10 protein-coding genes are annotated in these 18677 nt (G+C 71.6%); all 10 read left to right on the forward strand.

The window, feature by feature from the left end; translation table 11 throughout:
* Positions 1 to 125: 125 nt before the first annotated feature.
* The 10 genes from ACVN9Z_RS21060 (at position 126) to ACVN9Z_RS21105 (ending at position 18541) form a co-directional block, all read left to right on the forward strand.
* Positions 126 to 12428: a filamentous haemagglutinin family protein gene (locus ACVN9Z_RS21060; protein WP_458212578.1), complete on the forward strand. Its 12303-nt coding sequence runs from the start codon at positions 126 to 128 to the stop codon at positions 12426 to 12428.
* 125 nt (positions 12429 to 12553) lie between these two features.
* On the forward strand, positions 12554 to 13273 hold the full coding sequence (locus tag ACVN9Z_RS21065; protein WP_049054905.1) for a TonB family protein: 720 nt from the start codon (positions 12554 to 12556) through the stop codon (positions 13271 to 13273).
* Positions 13274 to 13303: 30 nt separating this feature from the next.
* On the forward strand, positions 13304 to 13819 hold the full coding sequence (locus ACVN9Z_RS21070) for an RNA polymerase sigma factor (RefSeq protein ID WP_006384896.1): 516 nt from the start codon (positions 13304 to 13306) through the stop codon (positions 13817 to 13819).
* Between the two features lie 99 nt (positions 13820 to 13918).
* Complete coding sequence (locus ACVN9Z_RS21075; RefSeq protein WP_458212579.1) at positions 13919 to 14902, forward strand: FecR family protein; 984 nt, start codon at positions 13919 to 13921, stop codon at positions 14900 to 14902.
* 135 nt (positions 14903 to 15037) lie between these two features.
* The gene (locus ACVN9Z_RS21080; RefSeq protein ID WP_024068830.1) at positions 15038 to 15625 is read left to right on the forward strand and encodes a transposase; all 588 of its coding nucleotides are present in this window, start codon (positions 15038 to 15040) and stop codon (positions 15623 to 15625) included.
* A gap of 105 nt (positions 15626 to 15730) precedes the next feature.
* Positions 15731 to 16354, forward strand: a complete 624-nt coding sequence (locus ACVN9Z_RS21085; protein ID WP_020927632.1) for a transposase — start codon at positions 15731 to 15733, stop codon at positions 16352 to 16354.
* Positions 16338 to 16922 (forward strand): RNA polymerase sigma factor, encoded by a 585-nt coding sequence (locus ACVN9Z_RS21090; RefSeq protein ID WP_020927633.1) that lies wholly within the window; start codon positions 16338 to 16340, stop codon positions 16920 to 16922. Before ACVN9Z_RS21085 ends, ACVN9Z_RS21090 begins: the two co-directional genes overlap by 17 nt.
* A complete protein-coding gene (gene gspH, locus ACVN9Z_RS21095) occupies positions 16919 to 17446 on the forward strand; it encodes a type II secretion system minor pseudopilin GspH (RefSeq protein WP_020927634.1) in 528 nt (175 codons plus the stop codon). The genes ACVN9Z_RS21090 and gspH overlap by 4 nt, the downstream gene beginning before the upstream one ends.
* Before the next feature lie 28 nt (positions 17447 to 17474).
* On the forward strand, positions 17475 to 17882 hold the full coding sequence (gene gspI / locus ACVN9Z_RS21100) for a type II secretion system minor pseudopilin GspI (RefSeq protein ID WP_006384581.1): 408 nt from the start codon (positions 17475 to 17477) through the stop codon (positions 17880 to 17882).
* Positions 17879 to 18541 carry a PulJ/GspJ family protein gene (locus ACVN9Z_RS21105; RefSeq protein WP_020927635.1) on the forward strand — a complete coding sequence of 221 codons (663 nt, stop codon included), beginning with the start codon at positions 17879 to 17881 and terminating at the stop codon, positions 18539 to 18541. Before gspI ends, ACVN9Z_RS21105 begins: the two co-directional genes overlap by 4 nt.
* Positions 18542 to 18677 lie beyond the last annotated feature (136 nt).

The following is an 18677-nucleotide window of genomic DNA, read 5'->3' on the forward strand; positions in this document are numbered from 1 at the left end:
ACACATCATTGCCGGTGTCGCGGCCATTTGCCGCGCGTTCGCGCATGCCGCGAGCGCGCCCGGCCCGGCACCCATATCGACAGCCGCCTTTCGTAGCGGCGCATACCCAGGATCAGAGATACGGCATGAACCAGCAGACAGGCAGCGTGACCCGACTTGGCAAGGGCGGACAACGGGGCGCCCCCGCATTCCGGCTGTCGCCAGCCATGCACGCCCTGGTCCTCGCCCTGTCGGCGGCGCCGGCGCTGGCGGCCGGCCCGGCGTTCGGTCCCGGCTGGTTCTCCGACAAGCGCGCCACGCAGGCGCAGACCGCGGCGACCGGACGCCTGCCCGGCGGCGGCCTTGCCGGCATTCCGTCGACGCTGCGCGACCAGCAGCGCGCCAACCAGCAGCTGCAGCGCTCGCTCGCCAACCTGAACCGGGGCGCGGCGGCGATCGCGGCGCAGCAGGCGGCCCAGGCCGCGGCGCGCCAGGCGGCGCTGCACCAGGGGTCGCCGGTGCCGGACGGGATGGCCGAAGACGGGTTGAAGGTCGACACCGATCCGCTGACGGCCGGCTGGCTCAATGCGCGTCCCTTGACGCCCGGCTCGCAATCCTCGCGTGACGGCCGCACCGTCGTCACGGTCGACCAGACCGCCGACAAGGCCATCCTGAATTGGGAGACCTTCAACGTCGGCCGCAACACCACCGTATCGTTCAAGCAGCAGGCCAGTTCGTGGTCGGTGCTGAACCGGGTCAACGACCCGCGCGCGCGGCCCAGCCAGATACAGGGCCAGATCGAAGCGCCCGGCACCGTCATGATCGTCAACCGCAACGGCATCGTCTTCAGCGGTTCCAGCCAGGTCAATACGCGCAACCTGGTCGCCGCCGCGGTGGGGATGAGCGACGCCCAGTTCGGCAGCGGCCTGTACAGTGGCAAGACGGGTGAAAGCGCCAACGAGCGCTACACGCCCAGCTTCGGCAACGACCTGGTCGGCCAGGGCGACGCCGCCCGCGCCGGCAACGCCACCGGCGACGTGCGCGTCGAGGCCGGCGCGCGCATCCAGACCAGCGCGCCTGGCGGCGTCACCCAGGGCGGCGGCTACGTCCTGCTGCTGGGCCGCGAAGTTCACAACGCCGGCCAGATCACGACGCCGAGCGGCCAGACGGTGCTGGCGGCGGGCGACACCTTTATCATCCGCCGCGGCCTGGGATCGGACGCCAACGTCCGTTCCACCACCCGTGGCAACGAGGTATCGGCGCGCCGCAATGCGGGCAGCCAGGCGGGCGTGGCGGCCAACACCGGCCTGATCCAGTCGCCCTTGGGCGACATCACGCTGACCGGACACGAGGTCCGCCAGCAGGGCGCGGCCATCGCCACCACGTCGGTGACCACGCGCGGCACGGTGCATCTGCTGAATTCGGCCAGCGACGCCAGCGGCAGCGTCGTGTTCGGCCGGGATTCCACCACCGCCATCCTGATCGAGAACGACGGCACCGTCGCGCTGGATGCGCAGCGCGACACGCTGGTGCGTCCGGCGCCGGAGGAGGGCGACAATCATCGGACCGCGGGCCAGGCTTTCGATCACCTGAGCGCCTTGCCCGATCGCCGCGACCAGTCGCGCATCGAGGTGACCAGCGGCGGCACGGTCGAGGCCCGGGACGGCGCGTTGGCGCTGGCCACGGGGGGCCAGATCACCATCGCGGCCAATCGCCGCACGCTGCTCAACGACGGTGCGTTGCTGGACGTCGCCGGCGCGGTCGGCGTCAAGGTGACGATGGAATCCAACAACCTCAAGATCAATATCCAGGGCAACGAACTGCGCGACGCGCCGCTCAACCGCGATGGCAAGGTCTTGAACAACAGCGAAATCTGGATCGACCGCCGTGCGCTGGTGCAGGTGGCCAAGGGCGTGAACGGCTATGAACGCGAGCGCTGGTACACCGCCGGCGGGCTGCTGGAGGTGGGCGGCTACCTGGGCACCGAGCGCCACGGCATCGGCGAGTGGGCGGCGATCGGCGGCACGGTGACGGTGGAGGGCGGCGAGCTGGTCGCCCGCCAGGGGTCGCTCATCAACATCTCGGGCGGCACGCTGGATGTGGCGGGCGGCAACATCCAGCAGAGCTGGCTGCGGGGCGAGGACGGCCGCCTGTACGAAGTCTCGCGCGCGCCCGGCGACCTGCTCTATAAGGGCCTGTATCGCGGCTTCGAAGACACCCACGCGCGCTGGGGCCAGAGCGCCACCCGCTATTTCTACAGCGCCTTGCTGGCGCCCCGGCAGCGCTACGAAGACGGCTATACGGCCGGACGCGACGCGGGCCGCCTGGTCATCGGCACGCGCACCGCGGTGATGGAAGGCAGTATCGTGGGCGAGGCCTTCCAGGGCGAACGCCAGACCCAGGCGCGACAGGCGGTGGAGGCGGGCCTGCGGCAGCAGACCGGCTACCAGCAGTCGCAGCTGGCCCGGGCGCAGGCGGGCCAATTGATCGTTGGCCGCTATGTGGCACGCCAGATCACCAGCGCAACGACGACTTCGTGGGGGTACGACCTGGCGGCCGCGGCCAGGCAGATCCTGTTCACCGATGCCATGCCGCCGCTGGCCGACAGGCTCGGGCTGGACGGCGCCATGCCGGTGGACCGCCGCGACACCGTGTGGCTCGATGCCGCGGCGCTGAGCCGCGCGGGCCTGGGCCAGGTCACCGCCGTGGCGGCGCAGGACGTGACCGTCGGGCAGGATCTGCGGGTCGCGTCCGGGGGCCTGATCGAGCTATACGCGCCGAACGTCTCCATCCAGGGCGACCTGACGGCGCGCGGCGGCCGCGTGGCTGCCGGCAATGTGCTGCAGAGCGTCGAACGCGAGGTTTTCCTGGCGCCGGCCGCCAATACCTCGGCGCGGGTCGAGGTCGCGCCCGGCACAAGCATCGATGTCAGCGGCCTGTGGGCCAATCTGCGGCGCGCGCCGCAAGACGTCGATGCGCTGGCCTGGCGCAATGGCGGGCAGATCGCGCTGCGCGGCACCGGCGCGGTTGCCGTCGCGGCGGGCAGCGTGCTGGATGCGCGTTCGGGCGCGACCCTGGACGTCAAGGGCCGGCTGAGCGGCGGCAAGGGCGGCGACGTGGCGCTGGAGCAGGTGACGCTGAACGGCAGCGTGCCCGGTCCGGGACCCGTGGGGGTGTCGCTGGCCGGCACGGTATATGGCTACGGCGTCAACGGCGGCGGCACCCTGCGGGTCGGCGCCAACCGCGTGTTGATCAGCGATGCGGCGGATGCCGATGCCGGCGCCGATGGCCTGGTGTTGCGCGGCGACCTGTTCCAGCGCGGGTTCGCGCGCTACGACATCAACGGCGCGCAGGGCTTGACCGTTGCCGACGGCATGGCGCTGGACGTGGCGATGCCGGTCTATCGTCCCAGGTCCGAGACGCCGGCCCCGCAGCTGGCCGGCTTCGATGACGCGCTGACGCTGTGGACGCCGCCGTTGTTCCAGGAGAATGCCGTCACCGGCCGGATGAGCCAGCGGCTCGGGGCCAGCCTGTCGCTGTCCGCCTTCGTTGCGGCGACGCCGCAGACGGTGGGCGCCTTGCGGATCGGCCAGGATGCCGTGCTGCGGGTCGACCCAGGCCAGACCATCCGCCTGCAATCGCGCGGGCTGATGCGGGTGCAAGGCACGCTGCAAGCGCCCGGCGGCCAGATCGTGGTGGCGCGGGGCGCGGATGACCAGGGGGCCACCGCGCAGCTGGGCGGCCTGCCCAACTCGGTCTGGATCGAATCGGGCGCGAGGCTCGACGTGGGCGGCATTGCGGCGATGGCCGTGGACGCCCGTGGCCGCCGCTACGGCAAGCAGCTCGATGGTGGGCGCATCGCCATCGACGGCGAGTTCGTCGTCATTCGGCCGGGCGCGGTGCTGGAAGCGTCGGGTTCGGCGATGACCGTGGACGTTCCGGTGGATGACGGCGCCGGCGCGGGCGCCAGGCGGGTTGACGGCAAGGGCGGCGAGATCGCGCTGGCTGCCACCGCCGGCCTCTACCTGGATGGCGCGATGCGGGCCGCGGCGGGCGGCGCCAGCGCCGCGGGCGGAGCCCTGTCGCTGAAGCTGGAAACCCCGCTGTACGCGACCGGCACGCAGCAGGCCCTGATACGGCCGCGTGAGCTGCGCATTTCGCAGGCGGCGGGCGCGAGCCTGCTGCCGGCCGGCATCACCCCGGAAAGCGCCGCGCTGGACTATGGCTTGGGCCGCATTGGCGTGGACCAGATCGCGGCGGGCGGCTTTGGCGACGTGTCGCTGTATGCGCGCGACCTGTTGACCTTCGACGGCGACGTGACGCTGCAGGCGCGGCAATCGATCAGCCTGTACCAGGGCGCGCTGGGCAACACCCGGGCGGGCGCCACCGTCCGCATCATCGCGCCCTATGTGCTGTTGAGCGGCCGCACCAACCTGACTCCCGCGATCGTGCAGCAGGTCGAGGCCACGCTCAACGCGTGGAAGCCGTCGACGCTACCGGGCGCCGCGCTGTTTGAAGTCGACGCCGACCAGATCGATATCCGCAACCGCGTCAATGCCGGCATGTCCGGCGCGGCCAGGCTGGGCGGCGGCAGCCAGTTGGCCATCGAACGTCGTGGCTACGACAACGTGGCCCTGCGCAGCCGGGGTGACCTGCGGTTCCTGGCCACCGTGGGCGCCACCGACATCCCCATCAGCGGGCAGAGCGACACCAGCGCCGTCCTGACGGCGGGCAACCTGCTACTGGCCGGGCAGCGGGTCTATCCCGCCACGGGCGCGAAGGGGTTGGCGGTGGCCGGGTGGCGCGGCGGCGGCGTTCCCTATGACGCCGACGCGGTGCTGCGGATCGAGGGCGTGGCCGGTCCGCAGGCTGGCGTCGCGCCGCTGTCCGTGTTCGGCGCGCTGACCTTGAACGCGCCCAACGTGGAGCAGGGCGGCAACGTGTTTGCGCCGTTGGGACGTATCGTCATGGGCATCGGCATCAACGGCGATACCCGCCAGGTGCGGCTGCTGCCCGGCAGCCTGACCTCCGTCAGCGCGGCGGGCCTCACCGTGCCCTATGGCGGCACCGTCGACGGCCTGAGCTACCTTTACCAAGGCGCGCCGGTGGAGGCCGTGGGCGTCGGCGGCATGAGCGTCTTCGGGGTGATGCGCGGCATTTCCTTGCTGGGCGGATCGATCGCGGTGGATGCCGGCGCGGTCATCGACCTGTCCGGCGGAGGCACCTTGGCGGGCGCGGGGTTCATCAGCGGGCGAGGCGGCTCCACCGATCCGCTGTTCCATCCCTTGCCGCGGTTCGATGCCGCGAGCGGCAAATTCGACCTGCCGGCGCTGTCGGACCGGCCGGTCTACGCGATCATGCCGGGCCTGGCCGACGGCTACGCGCCGGTGGCGCCGCGCGACGAAGCCAGCGGCTACGCCGGCTCGCGCCCGCGCGCCGGCGAGACCATCACGATCGGCGCCGGCGTGCCCGGCCTGCCCGCGGGCACCTATACCTTGCTGCCGTCCTACTACGCCCTGTTGCCCGGCGCCTATCGCGTCGAGCTGGGGCAAGGCGCGCTGGGCGGCAACGCCAGTACGCTGCGGGGGGGATCCTGGTCGGTCGCGGCCATCCGCGGCCTGTCCAACACCGGCGCCGTGGATGCCATGCCGCGGCAGGCGCTGGTCACCCCCGGCGATGTGCTGCGGCGGCATGCCCAGTACAACGAGATGGACTACAGCGCCTTCGTGCTGGCCGAGGCCGCGCGCAGCGGCCAGCCGCGGCCGATGCTGCCCGCCGACGCGGCGGCGCTGGAGTTCAACTATCGCAACCTGCCCGGCGCCGGGCCGGCGCTGCGGTTCGACGGCCAGGCCCGCTTCACGCCCGCCAGTGACGGCTATGGCGGCCAGTTGCTGGTTCGCACCAACGGCGCGGCGCTCGAGATCGTCAACGACGCGTCCACGGCCTCGCCGGCCGGCATCGCGCTGCGGGACAAGGATCTGAACGCGGTGGCCGCCAACCGCCTGTCGCTCGGCGGCTGGGCGTACCAGCCGGTGACGGCGGGAGACCGCCAGCTGGGCACGGCAGCCGGCTCCGGCGGCGACGTCATCGTGCGCGCCGGCGCCCAGTTGCGCGCGCCCGAAGTGCTGCTGATCGTCGACCAGGCGAAGTCGATCGTGGTCGAACGCGGCGCGGCCATCAATACGCTGGGGATGGGCGCCGCCCCTTATGACGCGCGCCAGGGCTACCGGTTCGGCAGCGCGGGAGGAAACAACAGCATCCTGGCCATCTCCAATGGCTGGCTGGATTTCGGCAATGGGCTGGGCGCGCAATCCGGCCGCATCGAGCTTGGCGCCTGCCCGGCGACAGCCTGCGCAGGCACGACCCAGCTTTACTCCGATGGCACGGTGGTCTTTGGCAGCAACAATCTGGTGCTGCACGACGCCTTGCGCTATGGCACCCGCAACCTGGTGGTGGCCGCCAGCAGCCTGAACGCGGGCGGCGATGCCGCGCTGGCGGACGCGATGGCGCGCGGCGTTCTGCCCGCGGGGCTGCGCCTGTCGCAGGACCTGTTGCGCCGCCTGCTGGACGGCGACACCAGCGTCGGCGCGCCGGCGCTGGAACGGGTGATCTTCTCGTTGCGCGACTCGGTCAATTTCTTCGGCAACGTCAATCTGAGCACACTGGATGCCGCCACCGGCAGCTCCAGCCTGGCGCAATTGGTGCTGAACACGCCCGCCATCTATGGCTACGGCGGCGCCGGCGACGTCGCCACCCTGTCCACCGACACGCTGGTCTGGAACGGCGTCGCCAACGCCGAGCCCGCCCCGATCGCGGCCGGCGGGGCGGGAACCGGCCTGGGCACGCTGAACCTGAGCGCGCGCCGGATCGTGCTGGGCGACGCCAACGGCACGCTGCAGGTGCCGCACCAGCAGATGCGGCGCCAGGCGCTGGGCTTCGCCAGCGTGCGGATGGATGCCGCCGAGCAGATCACCGCGGGCGGCGAGGGCAGCCTGGAGGTCTACCAGGCGCGCGGCGACTTCGTCGATGGCAAGTTCCAGTACCAAGGCGGCTCGCTGCTGTTGCGCACGCCCATGCTCACGGGCGGCAACGGCTCGGTCACGCGCCTGACGGCGGGCGACCTGCTGCAATTGACGGGCACCGGCGCGGCGCCGGCCGACGCCGCCGCGCCGTGGGGCGCCACGCTGACCCTGCAAGGCGGCAAAGTCGAGCTGGACAGCGCCATCGTGCTGCCCAGCGGCAAGCTGGTGGCGCAGGCCGAGCATGGCCTGACGCTGGCCAGCGGGGCGCGGCTCGAGCTGGGCGGTCGCGCCGTGATCCTGGGCGACCAGACGCGCTATGGCTGGGGCGGCGACGTGGAGCTCGAAAGCCGCAAGGGGGATATCGTCCAGGCGGCCGGGTCCATCATCGATCTGTCGGCGCGCTACAACCAGGCCGGCAGGCTCACGGCCACGGCGCTGGACGCCGGCGCCGGCCTGATCGACCTGCGCGGCGCCATCAAGGGGCAGTCCAGCGGCGAGTACGATGCCGGCGGCACCCTGGTGCCGTTCGAGGCCGGCGGCATCGCGCTGCGGGCCCAGGCCATCGCCGACTTCGTGGCGCTGAACCAGCGCCTGACCGAAGGCGGCGTGACCGGCTCGCGCGCCTTCCAGCTCAAGCGCGGCGACCTGGTGATCGGCAATGAAATCAAGGCCCGGCGGATCAACATCGCGGTCGACGGCGGCAGCTTGACGGTCAATGGCGTGGTCGACGCCGGCGGCGCGCAGGTCGGCAGCATCCGCCTGTCGGCCCAGCGCGACCTGATCGTCAACGGCCTGCTGGACGCGCACGGCGCCTTGCTGCGCGTGGACAGCCGGGGCGACATCATCGACAGCCCCAACCGCGCGGTGGTCGAACTGACCGCCACGCAGGGCCGTCTGGTGCTCGGCGCCAACGCGGCCATCGACCTGCGGGCCGGCACCGGCGTGGCGGCGGGCAATGGCCCCGGCCAGCATGATGGCCGCCCGCGCGGCACGCTGGACCTGAACGCGCCGCGCCTGGGCGCCGATGACGTGGCGCTGGACATCCTCGGCACACCCAACGTGCTGGGCGCCGAGCGCGTGTCGGTCAATGCCTTCCGGCGCTACGACGACGCGCCCCTCGCCACGGCCCCGGACATCACCGGCCGCACGCCGCAAGTGATCACCCAGGCCTATCTGGACCAGATCGACGCGGACAGCGTCAACTACATGAACGCCGCGCTGGCCAACGCCGCGCTGGGCGCTCGGCTGCGGGGCTACGGGTTGCGCCCCGGCGTGGAGATCGTCAGCCGCGCCGCCGACGGCGATCTGCGCGTCGAGGGCGACCTGGACCTGTCGAACTACCGCTATGGCCCCGACGCGGACCGCAATGATCCGGCGCGCCGCGGCTTCGGCGCGGCCGGCGTGCTGCTGGTGCGCGCCAAGGGCGACCTGAACATCTACGGCAGCATCACCGACGGTTTCGCGCCGCCGCTGGGCACCGATGACGACGTCCGCGCCTGGCGCCTGATCGGCCGGGCGGGGCCGGATGACGCCAATGGCGTGGACGTGGCCGGCCAAAGCCTGATCCTGCCGCGCGCGGTCACGCTGGCCGGCGGCACGGTGTTTCCCAACACCGAGACCGAATCGCTGAATTTCGACCTGCCGATCCAGCCCAACACCATCAAGGCCAACGCGCGCCTGCCGGCCCAGGTCGAACTGGCCCAGCCCCTGACCCTGGCGGCCGGCACCGTGCTGGAGGCCGACGTGCGCGCGGCGGACGGCACGCTCTACGCCAAGGGCAGCGTGCTGCCGGCCGCCTTGACGCTGACGGCCGGCGCCCGCCTGGGCGCGGGCATGGCATTGAACCAGGCGATCTCCGTGCGGACCTTCACCGTGCCCAAAGGCACGCCGCTGTCGATCTTCAATGCCCCGCTGGCCCTGGCCGCCGACCTGCCGCTGGCGGCCGGCGCCTACCTGCCCAGCGGAACCGACCTGCGCTTCAACGGCAGCACGGTGGAACTGCGGGACCTGAACGCCGATGGGGTACAGGGCCGCATCTGGGCCGTCGCGCCCATGCTGGGCCGGGGCGCTTCGTCCTGGAGTCTGCGGCTGGCGGGCGGCGCCGACCTGGATTCGGCCGACACCCGCGCGCTGCTGCCGGCTTTCCAGTTGGGCGACCGCGGGCATGTGAAGCTGTCGGATCCGCATTACCTGCAGGACCTGAGCTTCGGCCTGTTGGGCGAATCGCCCATCTTCAGCGTGATCCGCACCGGCCGCGGCGATCTCGACATCCTGGCCGGCGGCAACTTCCAGCAGGGTTCCTACTACGGCATCTACACCGCCGGCACGCCGTCGGACGCCGTGCGCGACGCCCAGGGCAATCCCATTCTCGATGCGCTGGGCAGGGACGCCTACAACCTGCCGCGCGCCTATGACGAGCTGATGAGCCAGACGGACGGCTACGGCTCGGTGCTGGGCGCCGCCGCGGCCAGCTACGAGCCGCTCGTCACCGGCGGGCAATACGCCGCCTGGTATCCCGAGCGCGGCGGCGACCTGCTGCTGAATGTGCAAGGCGACATGCGCGGCGCGGTGCGCGGCCTGCCGTCGAAGTTCGACGGCCAGGATCCCCGTGGCGCGGCGCCCGCGCCGGGAAGCTACCCCGGCTATTGGCTGTGGCGCCAGGGGGGCGCTGGCATCGGCCAGCAGACGGCCTGGTGGATCAACTTCGGGACCTACCTGCCGTCGCCGTACTTCTCCACGTTCTACACCCCGGGCGTATCGGTGGAGGGCTTTACCGGCTTCGGCACGCTCGGTGGCGGCAATCTGTCGGTCAATGTGGGCGGCGACGCAGGCGTGCTGACCCAGCCCGTGGCGTTGCAGAATACCTATCCCACCATGCAGGGTCTGGCGCTTGCCGTGGGCAGCACCGGGCGGATCACGCCGGACGGCAAGCGTGTGTCCACCGGTGGCGGGGACTTGAGCCTGCGCGTCGGCGGCGCGCTGAATCCCTTGCGAACCAGCTCGAGCGATGGGGTCAATGACATTTCCGCGCCGTACTCCGATCTGAACGGCGTCCTGACCAACCTGCGCGGCGCCATCAAGGTGGACGCGCGCAGCATCGGACGGGTCGATCCGCTGTATCGGGCGGTGGACCGATCGGATTCCCGTGGCCTGGACCCATTGCGTCCCACGCTGGCGGCGCCATCCGGCGGTCCGGCCATCGTGGCCGGCGACGCCACCGCCGCGCTGAACGCACGCGGGGATCTGGTCCTGGGCGGCGTGGGCGATGCCGGCAGGATGTACCAGCTGTCGGCCACCCCCTTCATTCACGAGGGCGTGGAACAGCCGGGCGGGGCCAATAGCTGGTTCTCGTTGTGGACGGCGAGGACCTCGCTGGACCTGTTCGCCGCGGGCGGCGCCTTGACGCCGATCACCGCCGGCCACAACGACAACCTGGCGACCAAGAACCAGTACCAATACAGTGCCAGTGGGTATGCGAACGTCTTTGCCTATCCTTCGCGCGTCAGCGTGGTGGCGGCATCGGGCAGCATTTTCTATCACGCCAGCTCGGCCAACGCCGCAACGGAATGGTCCTTTGCGCCGGGAAGCCAGGGCAGCGTGGAAATGCTTGCGCGCGGCGGCCTCTATGGCGGCGGCTATCGCACCGGCGTGTCGGGCGCCGACCCGACGTCGATCGCGGCGCCGGAACGCCCCGCCTACCAGGCCACATGGGACAGCGGGGCGGTCAGCGCCGGCAACGCCGTGGGCCTGGAGGGCGGCCTGCTCGCCTTCGGCACGGACTCGGCGGCGGGGCGTCCCGCCCTGTCCAACGCGGGGATCGCGCGCTTCTATGCGGGTGGCGACATCGTGGGCCTGTCTACCGGCAGCACGATAACGACCAAGGACGGCATCGAGTACCACGCCGCCCGTCCCGTCAGCATCCAGGCCGGCGGCGACATCGTCAACCTCAAGGCCCTGGTCCTGAATCACCAACCCAACGACGTTTCCCGCATCGTCGCCGGCCGTGACATCCTCTATGCCAACGTCGACGTGGCCGGCCCCGGCTGGCTGGAAGTCAGCGCCGGCCGCAACCTGACGCAGGAAGACAAGGGCCGCCTCACCAGCATCGGCCCGATCAACGGCGGGCAGACCACCGGCAAGGGCGGTGCAGGCATCGTTGCCAGCGCCGGCGGCCAAGGCGACTACGCGGCGTTTGCGCGCCGCTACCTGGACCCGGCCAATCGCGCCGATCCGGGCCAGCCGCTGTCCGGCCAGGCGGGCAAGACGGCCAAGACCTACGAAGGCGAACTGCTCGACTGGCTGCGCGCGCAGCATGGCTACGGCGGCGCCGCGGACGGGGCGCGCGCCTATTTCGATGCGCTGCCGGCCGAGCAGCAGCGCGTGTTCCTGCGCCAGGTCTACTACGCCGAACTGACGGCGGGCGGCCGCGAGTACAACGACCCGATCGGGCCGCGCGCCGGCAGCTACGCCCGCGGTCGCCAGGCGATCGCCGAGCTGTACCCGACGACCGGCGCGGATGGCCGGCCGATCCGCTACCAGGGCGACATCACGCTGTTCGGCGGCTCCGGCATCCAGACGCTGTACGGCGGCTCGATCCACCTGATGGCGCCGGGCGGCCAGGTGGTCTTCGGCGTCGAGGGCGTGGCGCCGCCGTCCACCGCCGGCATCATCACCCAGGGCGCCGGCGACATCCAGATGTACGCCAAGGGCAGCATCCTGCTGGGCCAGAGCCGGGTCATGACTACCTTTGGCGGCAACATCCTGGGCTGGTCGGCCGAGGGCGACATCAACAGCGGCCGGGGCGCCAAGAGCACCGTGGTGTATACGCCGCAGCGGCGCCTGTATGACGACGTCGGCAACGTGACGCTGTCGCCCACCGTGCCCAGCACCGGCGCCGGGATCGCCACCCTCAACCCGATTCCAGAGGTGCCGCCGGGCGACGTCGACCTAGTGGCGCCGTTGGGCACCATCGACGCGGGCGAGGCGGGCATCCGCTACTCGGGCAACGTCAACCTGGCGGCGCTGCAGGTGGTCAACGCGGCCAACGTGGTGGGGCAGGGCAAGGCCACCGGCGTGCCGGCGCTGGCGGCGGTGAACGTCGCGGCGTTGACCAGCGCCAGCGCGGCCGCGGCGGGGGCGACCCAGGGCGCGCAGGAGACCTCGCGCCAGCAGCAGGCGGCGGCGCGCCGCAATCTACCGTCCATCATCAGCGTGCAGATCCTGGGCAATGGCAGCGAGCCGCTGTCGGGCGCGGGATCGCCCGGCGCCACCGCGCCGGCCGGCCGCAATCCGGGGCCGGGCGCGGCGGCCGCGACACAGGGCTACGACCCGCGCAGCATCTTCCAGATGGTCGGCAACGGCGAGCTGGACGCGGCGCAGAAGGCCCGCCTGACCGAACCGGAGCAGCGTGGCCTGTCAGGTGGCTAGGAGCTGGAAAGCTGACGATCCGCTGTCATGCCGCAGTCACAAGCGCGACCTACATTGCCCATTCACCGATTAGCACGACGTGTTGCGGCTCCCCCTCAGCCGCCGGGGCGCGACAAGGGCAGGGCATGCATCTGGAGCCAATCAGGGCGGGCAAGCGGCCGGCGCGCGGCCAGGGGCGCCAATGGTTGGGCTGGTGGATCCTGTGGGGGGTCTGCGCGGCCTTGTGCTGGCGCCCGGCCATGGCCCAGGAACCGTTGTTGCGCGTCTTCGAGTTCGACCTGCCGGCACAACCGCTGCAATCGGCGCTCGAGCAATACAGCAATGTCACCGGCAGTTCGGTGGTGTATCGCGCCGCGTTGGCGGTGGGGCGGCGTTCGGCCGCGGTCAAGGGAATCTATACGCCGGAGGCGGCTTTGCGCATGCTGATCGAAGGTTCGGGACTGGCGGCCGAATACACGGCCGCCAACGCATTCATCCTGCGACACGCCGCCCGCAAGGACCGCGCGACGTCCGCCACGCGCCGCACCGACGGCAGCCGCGGCGCCTTCTACCGCAGCTACTACGGTGTGGTCCAGGCCGGCGTGCGCGAGGCGCTGTGCCGCAACCCCGCCACCCGTGCCGGGGACTACCGCGCGGCCATCAGTTTCGAAGTTTCGCCGATGGGCCGGGTGGAGCGGGCGCGCGTGCTCGATTCGACCGGCGACCGCGCCAAGGACGACGAGATCGTGCTGGCGCTGGACCAGGCCGTGTTCGACAAGGCGCCGCCACCGGACCTGCTGCAGCCGTTCGTGATGCTGGTCATGCCGCAGTCGCCGGAACACGACCGGGGCTGCCCGGCGTACTGACGCGCGCCGTCGATCCTTGCCCCGCGATCCATGATGCCCTCCAGCCTGTCGGTCCTGCGCGATTTCATGCTGCAACGCTACGACGACCTGAAGGCCCGCCTGACGCGGCGCCTGGGCTGCCCGGACCTGGCCAGCGACGCATTGCAGGACACCTGGCTGCGCCTCGAAGGCAAGGAAGAACTCGGCCCGGTCGACAGCCCGGGTCCCTATCTGATGCGCATGGCGGTCAATGTGGCGGTCGACCAGCAGCGCGTGGAAAACCGGCGCCTGACCGTCGCCGAGGCCGAGGTGCTGCTGCACATCGCCGACCCGGCGCCCGGGCCCGAGCGTATCGCCGAGGGGCGCGCCGAACTCGATGCGCTGACCCGCGCGATGGGCGAGCTGCCGGCGCGCCAGCGCGACATCCTGCTGGCGGTGCGGGTCGAGGGGCTGCCGCAGAACGACATCGCCGAACGGCTGGGCGTGTCGTTGCGCACCGTCGAACGCGAACTGCGCAACGCCCATGAGTACTGTGCGCGGCGAACACGTAAATTATTGTCACCATGAGGCGGGTTCCGGCTGCGAGAGTCGTCCTATGGATGTCAAGGGGAAAAACCGCGCGCCAACGCCCGCAGTGGCGGCGCGGCGGCATTGAGAGAGTGAGCAATGAAGACCGCAAGCCAGCCCGCCGATCGCAGACAGGCGGATATCGAACGCGAGGCCCGCGCCTGGATCCGCCTGATCGCGTCCGGGCAGGCCACGCTGCGCGAAGCCGATGCGCTCAGGCAATGGTGCTCGGCCAGCGAACGGCACGCCCAGGCTTTTGCCGCGCAGCGCCAGCTCTGGAGTCTGATGGCGCCCGCCGGCCTGGCGTTGCAAGGGCAGCGCGCCCGCCAACCCGCCCGTGGCCCGGCGCAGGGCTGGGGCCGTCGCGCCTTCCTCGGCACGGCGCTGGCGGGCACTGCCGCCGCGGCCGTGGCGGCGGTGGTGGCGCCGCCCTTGCGGCTGTGGCCGGCGTGGGACGAATGGCTGGCCGACTATCGCACCGACACCGGCGACCGGCGCCAGTTCGGCTTGGGAGAACGGGTGCAGGTGGACATGAATACCCAGACCAGCATTGCCTTGCGCTCGGAGCAGCCGGGCGCCTTGCGGGTCGAGCTGATCGCCGGCGAAGCCGCCTTCGACGGCCAGTCCTCGTCCGCCGCGTTGACCGTCGTGGCCGGGCGCGGCAGCGCCGAGGCCCGCGGCGCGCGCTTCGAGTTGCGCAACCTGGACGGCACGGTCTGCGTCACCTGCCTGTCCGGCTCGGTGCGCGTAGCCCTGGGCAATGGCGCCACGGTGCTGGGGCCGAACCAACGGCTGTTCTATGACCGGCGGGGCCTGGGCGCGGTGCAGCAGATCGATCCGGCCGAGACCTCGGCCTGGCGCCAGGGCTCGCTGGTGTTCCGGAACACGCCGCTGGCCGAGGTGGTGGCCGAGATCAACCGCTACCGCCGCGGCCGCGTGGTGCTGCTGGACGGCGCCCGCGGCGCCAGCGCGCTGAGCGGCCGCTTCGAGATCCGCGACACCGACAAGGTGCTGGTGCAGATCGAGAAGGCGTTCGGCCTGAGCGCCACGCACCTGCCGGGCAACGTGGTGGTGCTGGCCTGAGGCGCCGCGACGACGCCTTTGCCCGGCCTGGCGCGCGCGGTGGCGGGTTTGGCCCGCCCATGTCGTCCTAAGAAGGCAGGCCGCGCATATCCGCCATCGAGGGCGCATGCCGCGTCCGCGCGATGGGGAGCAGTCGTGTCGCGTAAACCGAATATCGGTATCCGGGAACTGAAGGAGAATCTGTCGGCGGTGGTGGATTCGGCATGGGAGCATCCCGTGTCGGTGCACCGTTACGGCTCGCCGTGGGTGTGGATCGTGTCGCACGAGGTCTGGTCGCGCAATACGCGCCGGGTCGAGTTCAATCCGGCCGGCCATCCGCTGGCCGCGTTGCGCGACCACGTCGATCGCGCGCTGGCGGCGAGCCAGCCGCGGCTGCACGCGGCCGCGATCCGCGCCATGCTGCGCATCGAGGCGCCGCCGCTGTTGCGGGCGCTGGTGATCCAGCTGCTCTATGGCATCGACACCGAGGCGGGCTTGCACGAGCAGGTCTCGTGCAACCTGCTGTTCCGCTGGTTCGTCGGGCTGTCGCTGGACCAAGAGATCTGGAGCCCGCAGGATTTCGGCCACGCGCTCGAACGGGCGCTGGCCAGCGCCGATATTGTCGACATCCTGGGGCGGGCGCTGGCCGGCGCGCCGGTCGCCCCCATCGAGCAGGCCACCGGCATCGCCCTGAACCGGGCGCTGCTGCGTGCCTGGCGTGAACGCGCCATCCGTCCTGATTAAAAAACCTGGCGGATTCCGCCGCGCCGTGTCGTCTTAGGGGTACAGGCCGCGCCATACGCAGCGCGGCCAACCGGACATGGGCCCATCCGGCCCTGGGAGAGCGTTGTGTCGGCGACCGTCAACGTAGGCATGCTCGAACTGGATCGCAAGTTGTCCAAGGTGCTCGATTGCGCCAGGCAGCAACCCGTATCGGTGTCCCGCTACGGATCCCCGTGGGTCTGGGTGGTGTCGCACGAAACCTGGATCGGCCAGATCCAGCTGACCCGCTATGTGCCGCCGCGCCATCCTCTGGTGGCCTTGCGCGAGCACGTCGACGACACGCTGCGGGCGCATGCCGACCTGCTGCGCGCGGCCAGCGCCGAGTGCGGGCTGACGTTGGACGCCGCCATCCTGTGCCGCACGCATATCCTGCAACTGCTGTATCCGGCCGGCAGCAAACCGTATTTCCATGAACAGATCGCCTACAACCTGCTGTTCCGCTGGTTCGCCGGCCTGTCCGAAGGCAATGGCTGCGAATGCGCGCCCAGCTTCGATCAGGAACTGGAGGCGATCGCCGCGCATGCCGGCGTCGCCGCGCTGCTGCGCCAGGCGCTCGACGATGGCCTGCTGGCGCCCGCCAACTGGGCAATGCGCAAGCGGGCCGCCCAGCGTCCGGCCGGCACCGGACGGCGCCCGCTTGCGCCCGGGGGCAGGGCCGCCACGGAGAACCGCCATGTCCTTATGCCTTGAACCGGCGCCCCAGGCGCAGCGGCGCCGCGACGAATACTGCGCCGGCGGCGCCCTGGCGGCGCGTCCGCGGCCGGCCTGCCTGGGCGAATTCGTCGCGGCCAACTATGCGCGGCTGATGCAGGCGCTGCGCGGCCACCTGGGATGCGCCGACCTGGCCGCCGACAGCCTGCACGACGCCTGGCTGCGGTTGGCCGACGGCGCGGCGCCGCCAGCGCCCGCCATCGCCAATCCAGGCGCCTACGTGTTCCGCATGGCGTGCAACATCGCCATCGACCGGCTGCGCGCCGAACGGCCGTTCAGCGCCACCGACGTCGTGCTCGAAGACGTCGAGGACGCGGCGCCCGGCCCGCTGCGCATCGCGCAGGCGCGCTCGTCGATGCGCGGACTGATGCGCCTGATCGAGGCCTTGCCGCGGCAACAGCGCGAGATCTACATCGGCGTGCGCATCGAGGGCATGCTGCAAAGCGAGGCAGCGGCGCGCTACGGGGTGTCCGGCCGCATTGTCAGGCGCCATCTGCGCGATGCCCGGCAGCATGTCGAAAGCCAGGCGGCCCGGTTGCAGGCATGAACGGTCGCGCCGTCGCCCGGCCTTCGAGCGCCGCGCCGGCGCGCCCGGCACGCTCGCGGCGGACGCAGCGCGGCTTCACGCTGATCGAGTTGATGGTGGTGCTGGTGATCGTGGGCGTGGCCACCGCCGCGCTTGGCCTGAGCATCCGCTCCGACCCGGCGCGCCAATTGCGCGATGACGCCCAGCGGCTGGTCGAACGGCTGGCGGCGGCGCAAAGCGAGGTGCGCATCGATGGCCGCGCGATCGCCTGGCAGGCCGACGCCGACGGCTACCGTTTCGTGCGCGGCGCCTGGATGCTGGACGGGCCGGTGCCGGTGCTGGACCCGACGCGCATCGACGATTTCCCGCGCGATCCGGCGCTGCGGCCGCGGCAATGGCAGGCGGGACCGGTGCGGGTGGCGCCCGCCGTGCCGGTGCTGCTGACCCCGGAGTGGTTCGGGCAGCCGTGGCGCCTGACGCTGTCCAGCGCGGCGGGGCAGGTCGAAGTGCGCCGCGATGCCAACGGCCGCTTCCTGGTCCAATGAGCCGTCCGCCATGCAGCCGGAGCCTCGCATGATCCGTCGCGCGCCGCCGTCCCGTCCGCCGCGACCGCTGGCGCGGGCCGCGGGTTTCACGCTGCTGGAAATCCTGATCGCGCTGGCCATCGTCAGCGTGGCGTTGGCCGCCGTCATGCGCACCACCGGCATGCTGACGACCAACAACGGCGTGCTGCGCGAGCGCGCGCTGGCGCTGCTGTCGGCGCAGAACCGCCTGGTGGAACTGCAACTGGCGCCGCCGGCCCTGACCGCCAGCCGCGACAAGGCGGCCTGCCCGCAGGGCGCGCTGAACCTGGTGTGCGACAGCCGCTATGCCGACGCCCGCCAGGGCGCGCGGAGGGTCACGGTCGAGGTCTACCTGGACCAGCGCCCGACGCCGCGCCTGGCGACGCTGTCGGGAATCGTGGAGAACCGCCCGCCATGACCGGGCAGCGCCAGGCCGGCTTCACCCTGATCGAAGTCGTCATCGCCATCATGATCATGGCCGTCATCAGCCTGATCTCCTGGCGCGCCATCGACAGCGTCGCGCTGACCAGCCGCAGGCTCGACCAGCACACCGAGGAGGCGCTGGCGCTGCAGCGCGCCTTCGACCAGTTCGAGCGCGACATCGGCGCCCGCAGCCCGGACCTGGCCGAGTCCGCTGCGCCGGCCGCGCCCGAGGCGCAGGCGGCATCCGATGCGCAGGAGGCCGAGCCGCAGCCCGTGCTGCCGCAGTTGCTGCCCGAGGCGATCCGCGTGAGCGGGATGAAGACGCCGGCGCCACGCATCGACATCATCCGCGGCGCGCCCGGCCGGCCGGACGCGCGCCAGCGGGTGGTGTGGGAACGCCGCGGCGGCAACCTGATCCGCGCGGCGGGCACGCCGACCGCCCTGACGCCGCTGCCCGCGCCAGCGGCCGATGCGGCCACCGTCGTGCTGGACCAATTGCTGGATTTCAGCGTGCGGGCCTGGGCCCCGGGACGAGGCTGGGTGGCGTTGCCGGCGCAGGGCGAGCAGCCCGCGCAGGCGCTGGAACTGGTGATCTCGCGCGGCGTGCTCGGCCAGACGCCGCTGCGCTACCGGCGCGTGCTGTTGCTGCACTGAAGCGCCGTCGCGCAACTGACGCACAGGCCGCGTAGCATCGATCGGGTCGATATGTTCATGCGTTCAATGCGTTCAACACGCCGGCGCGGCGGCCTGCCGCGCGACTGCCCGGATTCACGGGTCCTCCCAACCAGGA

The sequence above is a fragment of the Achromobacter sp. KK8 genome (assembly GCF_054188005.1).

Coding starts and splice junctions, on each gene's coding strand:
- ACVN9Z_RS21060 (WP_458212578.1), top strand. CDS start 126: ATGAACCAGCAGACAGGCAGCGTGACCCGACTTGGCAAGGGCGGACAA.
- ACVN9Z_RS21065 (WP_049054905.1), top strand. CDS start 12,554: ATGCATCTGGAGCCAATCAGGGCGGGCAAGCGGCCGGCGCGCGGCCAG.
- ACVN9Z_RS21070 (WP_006384896.1), top strand. CDS start 13,304: ATGATGCCCTCCAGCCTGTCGGTCCTGCGCGATTTCATGCTGCAACGC.
- ACVN9Z_RS21075 (WP_458212579.1), top strand. CDS start 13,919: ATGAAGACCGCAAGCCAGCCCGCCGATCGCAGACAGGCGGATATCGAA.
- ACVN9Z_RS21090 (WP_020927633.1), top strand. CDS start 16,338: ATGTCCTTATGCCTTGAACCGGCGCCCCAGGCGCAGCGGCGCCGCGAC.
- gspH (WP_020927634.1), top strand. CDS start 16,919: ATGAACGGTCGCGCCGTCGCCCGGCCTTCGAGCGCCGCGCCGGCGCGC.
- gspI (WP_006384581.1), top strand. CDS start 17,475: ATGATCCGTCGCGCGCCGCCGTCCCGTCCGCCGCGACCGCTGGCGCGG.
- ACVN9Z_RS21105 (WP_020927635.1), top strand. CDS start 17,879: ATGACCGGGCAGCGCCAGGCCGGCTTCACCCTGATCGAAGTCGTCATC.